The sequence below is a fragment of the Nonomuraea sp. NPDC050691 genome, from assembly GCF_040654455.1.
GTDB lineage: Bacteria > Actinomycetota > Actinomycetes > Streptosporangiales > Streptosporangiaceae > Nonomuraea.
Genome location: NZ_JBFAIA010000243.1, coordinates 1 through 10,058, shown reverse-complemented (window position 1 = coordinate 10,058; position 10,058 = coordinate 1). Strand labels below are relative to the sequence as shown.

General features: G+C 71.2%; 7 protein-coding genes. 6 read left to right on the top strand and 1 reads right to left on the bottom strand.

The features are described from left to right. Positions 1-879 (bottom strand): LacI family DNA-binding transcriptional regulator (locus tag AB0H81_RS41465; protein WP_358386937.1); only part of this gene is annotated, 879 nt, incomplete at its 3' end. Positions 880-1,209: 330 nt separating this feature from the next. Here AB0H81_RS41465 and AB0H81_RS41460 point away from each other — a divergent pair. The 6 genes from AB0H81_RS41460 to AB0H81_RS41435 form a co-directional block, all read left to right on the top strand. Continuing rightward, on the top strand, positions 1,210-2,634 hold the full coding sequence (locus AB0H81_RS41460) for a sugar ABC transporter ATP-binding protein (protein WP_358386939.1): 1,425 nt from the start codon (positions 1,210-1,212) through the stop codon (positions 2,632-2,634). Continuing rightward, entirely contained in the window at positions 2,631-3,632 is a 1,002-nt protein-coding gene (locus AB0H81_RS41455; RefSeq protein ID WP_358386934.1) for an ABC transporter permease, read from the top strand. Before AB0H81_RS41460 ends, AB0H81_RS41455 begins: the two co-directional genes overlap by 4 nt. After that, entirely contained in the window at positions 3,629-4,561 is a 933-nt protein-coding gene (locus AB0H81_RS41450; protein WP_358386931.1) for an ABC transporter permease, read from the top strand. Before AB0H81_RS41455 ends, AB0H81_RS41450 begins: the two co-directional genes overlap by 4 nt. Before the next feature lie 13 nt (positions 4,562-4,574). Beyond that, on the top strand, positions 4,575-5,795 hold the full coding sequence (locus AB0H81_RS41445) for a substrate-binding domain-containing protein (RefSeq protein WP_358386929.1): 1,221 nt from the start codon (positions 4,575-4,577) through the stop codon (positions 5,793-5,795). Next, entirely contained in the window at positions 5,792-6,625 is an 834-nt protein-coding gene (locus AB0H81_RS41440; RefSeq protein WP_358386926.1) for a sugar phosphate isomerase/epimerase family protein, read from the top strand. The genes AB0H81_RS41445 and AB0H81_RS41440 overlap by 4 nt, the downstream gene beginning before the upstream one ends. 127 nt (positions 6,626-6,752) lie before the next feature. Beyond that, positions 6,753-10,058 (top strand): ThuA domain-containing protein (locus AB0H81_RS41435; RefSeq protein ID WP_358386923.1); only part of this gene is annotated, 3,306 nt, incomplete at its 3' end.

Below are 10,058 nucleotides of genomic sequence, written 5' to 3'. Positions count from 1 at the left end.
TGACAGCGCCCGTTCGGCGATGACCTGTTCCAGCAGGCCGCGGGCGGCCGAGGCCTCGGGGGTGGACTCGACGTCGGACCACTCCTGGGTGAGTGCCATGCGCTCGATCGCGCGGTACATGCCCGGTATCGCGGCCTCGTTGATCGTGGCGAGGGCGGTCAGATCGGGATGGTCCGCGAGGAGCCGCCCGACGCACGACACTCCGGCGCGGGCGTCGTCGGCGCAGCACGCCTGCACCCCTTCCACTCCGCGTTCCGCCACGGCGCGGATGAAGCCGGCCCGAGCCCGGTGAGCCGGACCGTATCCGGCGGCCAGCAGCTCGCCGGGCCGGTTGACCAGAGCGACGCGGCGATGGCCCAGATCGGCCAGGTGATGCACGCATTGTGAGATCAGCGTCTCGTAGTCGAGGTCCACCCAGGACATCTCGTCGGGGCGGCCGGTGCGGCCGATGCCGACGAACGGCAGCCCGCTGCGCCGCAGGCGGGCGACCCGGTCGTCCTCCAGCCGGACCTCCATGAGGATGACGCCGTCGACACGCCTTCCGCCCACCAGCCGCTCGAACGAGCGGTCGTGCTCGCCTCCCGAGGGCGACAGCAGGACGTCGAGGTCGGCGCGTGCGGCGGCGTCGACGACGCTGGCGACGAAGCCGAGCTGCATGTCGGTGAGGCGCCGGCCGGCCGGGGGGATGACCAGCCCGATGGTGCGGGTCCTGCCCTCCTTGAGCGCCTTGGCGCTGGCGTTGGGCTGGTAGCCCAGCTCGTCGATGACCGCCTGGATGCGCCGGCGGGTCGCCTCCGACACCGGCCGCTTGCCGCTCAGGGCGTAGGAGACGGTGCTGCGCGCCACCCCCGACCGCTTGGCGATCTCGCCGATGTTCATCCCGCTCCTCCCCGGTGACCCCCGCCTCCCGCATCGTAGATCGAATCGATGAGCAGGTGAACGGACGTCATTCCGGCACTGTTCATGAAAGTTTCATACTCATCTGGAGTGAGCCGCAGGAGGGAGCTGGACTGATTCTCAGGTTTCTCGAAAGCGGACGAGGCGTTTGAGGTGCCTGTTCTTGCGAAGCGCGGCTGAAAGGCGCTGATAAAGGTGATTCGCGCGCTCAGGATAAGCATGCTTGACACCTCTGATAGGCAGTCCTATTTTCGGTGCGAATCGATTCGATTCCCTGCGCAGGAGACGCCCGTGCCCGACCCCGTGCTGAAGATGACCGGCATCGGCAAGTGCTTCCTGGGCGTCCGCGTCCTCGACGGAGTGGACCTGGAGGCGTCCGCCGGAGAGGTCCACGCGGTGGTGGGGGAGAACGGCGCCGGCAAGTCGACGCTCATGAAGATCCTCGCCGGCGTGCACGCGCCCGACGAGGGGAGCATGGAGATCGGCGGTCGCGTCGTGGCCTTCGGGCACCCGATCCACGCACAGCGGGCCGGGGTGGCGATCATCCATCAGGAGCTCAGCCTGCTGCCGGAGCGGACGGTGGCCGAGAACGTCTTCCTCGGGCGCGAACCCGTCCGGCGGGGGCTCGTCGACCGGGCCGCCATGGACTCGGCGACCGCCGAGTTGCTGGCCTCTCTCGGTGAGGAGTCGTTCGGCCCGCGCGAACCCGTCCGGCGGCTCTCGGTCGCGCGCCAGCAGGTCGTCGAGATCGCCAAGGCGCTGTCGCTGAACGCCCGCATCGTGGTGATGGACGAGCCGACGGCCGCCCTGGCGGACCACGAGGCGGACATGCTGCACACACTGGTGCGGCGGCTCACCGCGCGCGGCATCGCGGTGCTGTACGTCTCGCACCGGCTCCGCGAGATCCTCGACCTCGCCGACCGGATCACCGTGCTCAAGGACGGCGCCCGGGTCACGACCACGGACGCCTCCAGCGTGGACATCCCGGCTCTGGTCCGCCTGATGGTCGGCAGGGAGCTGGACTCCTACTACCCTCCCCGTGCTGCGGAACCGCCCGGAGGGGTGATGCTGAGCGTGCGCGGCGGCGGCAACGCCAGGCTGCGCGGCATCGACCTCGACCTGCGCGCCGGGGAGATCGTCGGGGTGGCCGGGTTGCAGGGCTCGGGCCGCACCGAGCTGGCCAAGGCGCTGTTCGGCGCGGAGCCCTTCACCAGCGGCGAGATGACGCCCTGCCGTCCCCGCTCGGCCCGCGAGGGGGTCGCCGCGGGGATCGGCCTGGTCACCGAGGACCGCAAGGCCGAAGGGCTCCTGCTGAACCAGCCGGTTCGCGACAACGCCCTGCTCGTCGCCCGGGCCGCCCGGATGCGCCGGCCAGGGATCGAGCGGCTGCTGGAGCGGGTGCGGCTCAGTCCGCCCCGGCCCGCGCAGGAGGTCCGGCTGCTGTCCGGGGGCAACCAGCAGAAGGTCGTGCTGGCCAAATGGGTGGCGGTCGCGCCGCGCGTTCTGCTGCTGGACGAGCCCACCCGTGGCGTCGACGTCGGCGCCAAGGCCGCCATCCACGAACTGACGCGCGAACTCGCCCGCGACGGGACGGCCGTCCTGATGATCTCCTCCGAGCTCCCCGAACTCATCGGCATGAGCGATCGCATCGTGGTGCTGCGGGACGGCCGCATCGCCGGAGAACTGCCCGCCGGCTCCACCGAGGAGGCCGTGATGCGGCTGGCGGCCGCGTCATGACCCAGCAGCTGAAGCTGCGGCGCGCCCGGACCGGCGGCTCGTTCCTGCGGCGACTGTCGGCCGAGCGGCCGGCGCGTGCCGTCTACGTGGCCCTGGCCCTGCTCGTCGTGCTGGGCTGGCTGCTGTTCGCCCTGGACGGCGGCCGGTTCCTCAGCCAGGAGAACATCGTCGGCATCCAGCAGCGATCGGCGGCACTGGGCATCGTCGCGGTCGGCCAGACCCTGGTGATCCTGGCCGGGAGCCTGGACCTGTCGGTGGCCTACCTGATCAGCCTGACCTCACTCGTCGCGGCCGAGACCATGGGGGGCGCCGACGGGCGCGTCCCGGCCGCGGTCGCCGCGGTGCTGGCGGTGAGCGCGACGGCCGGACTGGTGAACGGCCTGATCGTCACGCGGCTCCGGGTGCACGCCTTCATCGCCACGCTCGGCGTCGCGCTCATCATCAGGGGAGTGCTGGACGATCGGTACGACGGGCCGGCGGGCAGCGTGCCCGAGTCCTTCCAGCATCTCGGGTACGACCGCATCGGCCCGCTGCCGGTGTCGGCGCTGCTGTGGGCCGCGGTGGCGGCGTCCGCGTGGTTCCTGCTCAACCGGACGCGCCTGGGGTACCGGATCTACGCGGTGGGCGGGGACGCCGAGGTCGCGCGGCTGTCGGGAGTCCGCACCGAGCGGGTGGTGGTCGCCGCCCATGTGCTCTGCTCGCTCTGCGCCGGGATCGCGGGGCTGCTGCTCTCCTCCCGGCTCGGAGCCGGCGCGCCGACGGTCGGCACCGACGGCGGATACGACCTGGAGTCGATCGCCGCGGTCGTGATCGGCGGGACGGCTCTGGCCGGAGGTCGCGGCGGGGTCGCCGGGACCGTCGGCGGAGTCCTGCTCCTGGCCGTCCTCGACAGCATCTTCAACCAGCTCGAGGTCAACTCCTTCGCCAAGGACGTCGTGCGGGGCGTGGTCCTGGTGGCGGCCCTGGCCGTCCACGCGCGCAGGAGGCGGGCCGCATGAGACGCGCGCTGCCGATCTTCGTGGTGCTGGCCGGGCTGCTGGCGGCGATCGCGGTGGCCCACCCGTATTTCCTGGAGCCGCCCGCCCTCCTCGCCTTCGTCAAAAGAGCCGCGCCGCTGGTGATTCTCGCGGCCGGGCAGTACTTCGTCATCGTGTCCGGCGAGTTCGACCTGTCGGTCGGCTCCCTCGTCACCGCCGAGGTGGTGATCGCCGCCCGGCTGCTCGACGGCTCGGCGGAGGCGACCTGGCCCGTGCTGGCCCTGCTGATCGTTCTCGGGCCGCTCGTCGGGCTGGTCAACGGGGTCGTCACCACGCTGCTCCGGGTCCCGTCGTTCATCTCGACGCTCGGCATGCTGCTGATCCTGTCCGGGGCGATCTTCCTGTGGACGGGCGGCGCGCCCCGGGGCGCCCTGTCCCCGCAGTTCCGGGAGCTGGGACGGGGGAGCCTCGGCCCGGTGCCCTGGTCCGTCCTGGTCCTCGTCGCGGTGGCGGCCTGCGCGATCCGCGCGATGCGGGCCGGCTTCGGTCACACACTGGTCGCGGCGGGTGACAACGACCGCGCCGCGGCTCTGTCCGGGGTCCGCGTCGCCCGGGTGCGGACGGCGGCGTTCATGATCTCCGGGCTGTCCGCGGCGGTCGCCGCGATCCTGCTCGGTGGCTTCGCCGGGGTGTCCGCGCAGGCCGGTCAAGGCCTGGAACTCCAGGCCATCACCGCTGTCGTGCTGGGAGGCGTGGCCCTCGGGGGAGGCCGCGGCTCCGTCATCGCGGCGATGGCCGGCGCCTTCACCCTGGAGGCGCTGTTCACCCTGCTCAACCTGTACGGCGTCTCGGGGGCGCTCGAGCCGGCCGTACAGGGTGTGATCATCATCGCCGCTGTGGCGCTGGGAGGCATGAGCCTCCCGCGCCGAAGAGCCGCGGCCGCCTCCTGACGGAAGGAAGACGATGCGTTCAACTCCGCGGCGGCTCCTCGCCTCCGCCGCGCTGGCCGTGCTGGCACTGCCGGCGGCCGCGTGCACCAGCGACCGGCCCCCGCCCTCCGCCTCCGCCTCCGCAGCGTCGGCAGGGGCCGGCGGTCCGCGGGACGACCGGGGCACCGGAGCGCAGTCGAAGTTCTTCGTGCAGGCCGACTACGACGCCCAGATGGCGATGCGCCGCGCGCAGCCGTCCGGCTCGCCCGCCCGGCCGTGGGAGCAGAGCATCGCCCCGCGGCTCGTCGGCACCGCCGCGTACAAGAAGGCCCCGCCGTACCACCTGTGCCTCTCCAACGCCGCCGTCGACAACCCCTGGCGGCAGGTCGGCTGGAAGACCATGCAGGCGGAGGTCGCCCTGCACAAGGAGATCACGCGCTTCACCGCGCTCGACGCCGAGGGCAAGGACGACAAGCAGATCTCCGACATCGCCGAGCTGCAGGGCAAGGGCTGCGACGCGCTGATCGTCTCGCCCAACACGACCGCGACGCTGACCCCCGCGGTGTCGGCGGCCTGCGCGAAGGTGCCCGTCATCGTGTTCGACCGGGGGGTACGGACGGACTGCCCGGTCACCTTCATCAAGCCGATCGGCGGCTACGCCTTCGGCGCCGAGGCGGCCGAGTTCCTCATCGGCAAGGTGCCGGCCGGCGGGAAGATCCTCGCGCTGCGCATCCTGCCCGGCGTGGACGTGCTGGAGACCCGGTGGTCGGCGGCGAAGGTCGCGTTCGACAGGAGCGGCCTCGACATCGTCGGCGTGGAGTTCACCGACGGCGACGCCGCCAAGACCAAGAGCATCGTCAGCGACTACATCCAGCGTCACGGCAAGATCGACGGGGTCTGGATGGACGCGGGCGCCACCGCGGTCGCGGCCGTCGAGGCGTTCGAGGACGCGGGCCTGCCCGTACCGCCGATCAACGGCGAGGACCAGCAGGACTTCCTGACGAAGTGGAACGACGCGAAGCTGACCGCGATCGCCCCGACCTACCCGACGTACCAGTGGCGCACCCCCGTCCTCGCGGCGCTCAAGATTCTCAAGGGTGAGCAGGTGCCCAAGCACTGGAACCTCCCGCAACCGACGATCACCCAGGAGAACCTCGCCACCTACCTCAAGCCCGGCATGCCGCCGCTGCACTACGCCCTGTGCGGCTGTGAGGATCTGCCCGGCTACCCCGGGAAGTGGGGCGGCACGTCGTGATCGGCGTCAACACGTGGGTCTGGGTGTCGCCGCTCACCGACGAGTCGCTGGCCGCCCTCGCGCCGCGGATCGCCGCGTGGGGATTCGACGTCGTGGAGCTGCCGGTCGAGCACCCCGGCGACTGGGACCCGCACAGGGCGGCGGACCTCCTGGACGGGCTCGGCCTCGGCGCGTCGGTCGTGCTCGCGATGCCGCCGGGACGCGAGCTCGTCGGCGCCTCGCCCCGGCAGGTCCAGGACACCCAGGACTACCTGCGGCACTGCGTGGACGTGGCGGCGGCCGTCGGCGCGCCGGCGGTCAGCGGACCCGCCTACGCCTCCGTCGGCCGGGCCTGGCCGATGAGCCCGGACGAGCGGCGCGCGCTCTACACCGAGCTGAGCGAGAACCTGAGACCGGTCGTCGCCTACGCGGCCGAACGCGGGATCCGGATCGGCGTCGAACCGCTCAACCGGTACGAGACCAGCGTCATCAACACCGTCGAGCAGGCGCTCGAAGCTCTGCCGGAGGAGTGCGGGCTCGCCCTCGACACCTACCACATGAACATCGAGGAGAAGGACCCCCTCGGGGCCGTCCGGCTGGCGGGCGCCAGGATCGAGCACCTGCAGGTGTGCGGAACCGACCGCGGCGCCCCCGGCGGCGACCACTTCGACTGGCCGGGCTTCGCCGCGGCCGTCCGTGACGTGGGCTATCGCGGCCCGCTCGTGATCGAGTCCTTCACCGCCGACAACACGACCATCGCCACCGCCGCATCCGTCTGGCGTCCCCTCGCCCCGAGCCAGGACGCCCTCGCCACCGAAGGCCTCGCCTTCCTCCGCACCCTCATGACCTGACCGGCCGATTCCCGGGAGTCGCCTGCGCACCCTCTTGACCTGACCGACCGTTTCCCCGGAGCCCAGACGGCTCCGGCCTTCGCACCTCACCTCCGACCGTCACCGGTAACCCCCCAGGAGACCCCCCATGCGAAGATCACGCCTGCTCCCCGTCACAGCCGCCGCCCTGTTATGGCTGATGTGGCTCGTGGCGCCGCCGGCGGCGCACGCCGCCGCGCAGTTCAAGGTGCTGCTGTTCACCGAGACCGCGGCGGGCGCCTACCGGCACGACTCCATCGCCGCCGGTGTCACGATGTTCCAGCAGTTGGCGGCCGACAACGACTTCCAGCTCGACCGCAGCGAGGACTCGGCCATCTTCACGACCGCGGCCCTCAACACCTACGACGCGGTGATCATGTTCCAGACCAGCGGCATGGTGTGGGACAACGACGCCCAGCGTCAGGCCTTCCAGGCGTACGTGCGCGGCGGCCACGGCGTCGTCGCCGTCCACAACGCCACCGACATGAACATCGAGGCGCAGTTCCCCTGGTGGGACCAGGTCGTGCTGGCCGGCGCGCACATGACCGCGCATTCGGCGACGGTGCAGGGGACCGCCAAGGTGGCCGACAAGGTCCACCCGTCCACGAAGGGTCTGCCGGACCGGTGGGTCCGCACGGAGGAGTGGTACAACTTCGACAAGAACGCGCGCGGCTCGGTGCACGTGCTGGTGACCGCGGACGAGACGACCTATGACGCGGGGCCGAGCAAGATGGGCGCCGACCACCCGATCTCCTGGTGTCACAACCCGGAGGGCGCCCGGGTGTGGGCCACCGCGATGGGCCACCAGGCCTCCGCCTATTCCGAGCCGCTGTTCAAGCAGCACCTGCTGGGCGGGGTGACGTGGGCGGCGGGCGCGGCGTCGGGCGACTGCGGCGGCACGGCCGCGGCCCGGTTCCAGAAGGTGACGCTCGACGGGGCTCCGGACCAGCCGATGGAGCTGGACGTGGCCGCCGACGGCAGGGTCTTCTACATCTCGCGCTCGGGCAAGGTGAACCTGATCCCCGCCGGCGGCGGCGCCAGGCGCGTCATCGGCACGCTGCCGGTCTACGACGGCGGCGAGGACGGCGGGGTCGGGCTGGCGCTGGATCCCGGCTTCGCCGCCAACGGCTGGATCTACGTCAACTACTCGCCCTCCAACGGCGGTGAGGTGAACCGGGTGTCGCGGTTCACCTTCAACGGCACCAGCCTCGACCTGGCGAGCGAAAAGAAGATCATCGAGGTTCCGGCGTACCGCAACGTCGACGAGCCCGGCCACACCGGCGGCTACCTCGCGTTCGGCCCGGGCGGCAACCTGTACATCGGGCCCGGCGACGACACCAATCCCAACGGCTCCAGCGGGTACGCGCCGATCGACGAACGGCCCGGCCGCGAGCACTACGACGCCCAGCGCTCCGCCGCCAACACCAACGACCTGCGCGGCAAGATCCTGCGCATCCACCCCGAGACCGACGGCACCTACACGGTCCCGTCGGGCAACCTCTTCCCGCCCGGCACCGCGAAGACGCGTCCCGAGATCTACGCGATGGGCTTCCGCAACCCGTTCCGCTTCGCGGTCGACAAGGACACCGGCTGGATCTCGGTGGGTGACTACGGCCCCGACGCGGGCAGCGCGAACCCCAACCGCGGCCCCGAGGGCACCGTCGAGTGGAACCTGATCAAGCAGCCGGGCTTCTACGGCTGGCCGTACTGCGTCGGCAACAACATTCCGTTCAACGACTTCAACTTCGCCACCAACGCCTCCGGCGCGAAGTTCAACTGCTCGGCGCCCGTCAACGACTCGCCCAACAACACCGGCATGACCAGCCTGCCCGCGGCCAAGCCCGCCACGGTCTGGTACAACTACCACGCCTCGGCCGAGTTCCCGGAGATCAACTGCTGTGGCGGCGCGGCCCCGATGGGCGGCCCGTTCTACCACTACGACCGGGCGAGCGCCTCGGACCGCAAGTTCCCGGAGTACTTCGACAAGACCCCGTTCTTCTACGAGTGGAGCCGCAACTTCGTCAAGGAGTTCCGCCTCGACGCCTCCGGCAACCTCCTGAAGATCAATCCGTTCGTCGCGCAGCTGGCTCCGCACGCGCCCATCGACATGAAGTTCGGCCCCGACGGCGCCCTGTACTACGCCGACTGGGGCAACGGCTTCGGCCACGACAACACCGACGACGGCGTCTACCGGGTCGACTACGTGGCCGGGAACCGCGCTCCCGTCGCCAAGGCGAGCGCCAGCCCCGACTCGGGCAACGCGCCGCTGGCGGTGGCGTTCTCCTCGGCGGGCTCGTCCGACCCGGACGGCGACCCGATCACCTACGCGTGGGACTTCGGCGACGGCGGCACCTCCACCGGCGCCAACCCGTCCCACACCTACACCGCCGACGGCACCTACACCGTCAAGCTGACCGTACGCGACTCCGGCGGGAAGACGGGTGGCACCACCCTGACCGTCAGCGTCGGCAACACCCGTCCCAAGGTCGTCTTCTCGGCTCCGCCCGACGGCGGGTTCATCGACTTCGGCGACCAGGTGGCCTACACGGTGAACGTCACCGATCCCGAGGACGGCGCCGTCGACTGCGCCAAGGTCAACGTGATCACCGCGCTGGGCCATGACCAGCACGCCCACGACACCGGCCAGTACACCGGTTGCTCCGGGACGGTCGCGACCACCGCCTCCGGCCATGACGAGGCGTCCAACGTCTACTACGTCCTGTCCGCCGACTACACCGACAAGGGCGGCCTGAAGGGCAGCGCCGGCGTCACCCTCCAGCCGAAGCACAAGCAGGCCGAGCACTTCACCGGCTCGTCCGGGATCCGGATCGTCGAGGAGCCCGGGGCCGAGGGCGGCAGGCGGATCGGTGACGTCTCGAACAACGACTGGGTCTCCTTCACCCCGGTCAACCTGTCCGGGATCGACACGGTGTCCTTCCGCGTCTCGGCGCCGTCCAGCACCGGGGCGTCCATCGAGCTGCGCGCCGGCTCGCCGACGGGGGCGCTCATCGCCTCCAGTCCTGTACCGGCGACCGGGGGATGGAACAGCTACATGTCCCTGCCCGCGGTCCGGGTCACCGATCCCGGTGGCACCCGCGACGTCTTCGTCGTCTTCAAGGCGCCGTCGGCGAACGCGTTCGACGTCGACTCCTTCACCTTCACGGGCAAGGGAGTCGGGCAGGGCGGCTCCTCAGGCAGTACGAGCGCGCTGCGCGGCGTGGGGTCGGGGCGGTGCCTGGACGTCGGCGGGGCTTCCCCGGCCAACGGCGCGCAGGCGCGTATCTGGGACTGCGGCGGGCAGGCGGCTCAGCAGTGGACCTCGACCGGTGCCGGTGAGCTGCGGACGTCCAGCGGCAAGTGCCTGGACGTGAACGGCGCGGGCACGGCGGACGGCACCTCCGTCATCGTCTGGGAC

Bases quoted from the DNA above. Each gene is read 5' to 3' on its own strand.
- AB0H81_RS41445 (WP_358386929.1), top strand. From the start codon at position 4,575: ATGCGTTCAACTCCGCGGCGGCTCCTCGCCTCCGCCGCGCTGGCCGTG.
- AB0H81_RS41450 (WP_358386931.1), top strand. From the start codon at position 3,629: ATGAGACGCGCGCTGCCGATCTTCGTGGTGCTGGCCGGGCTGCTGGCG.
- AB0H81_RS41460 (WP_358386939.1), top strand. From the start codon at position 1,210: ATGACCGGCATCGGCAAGTGCTTCCTGGGCGTCCGCGTCCTCGACGGA.
- AB0H81_RS41455 (WP_358386934.1), top strand. From the start codon at position 2,631: ATGACCCAGCAGCTGAAGCTGCGGCGCGCCCGGACCGGCGGCTCGTTC.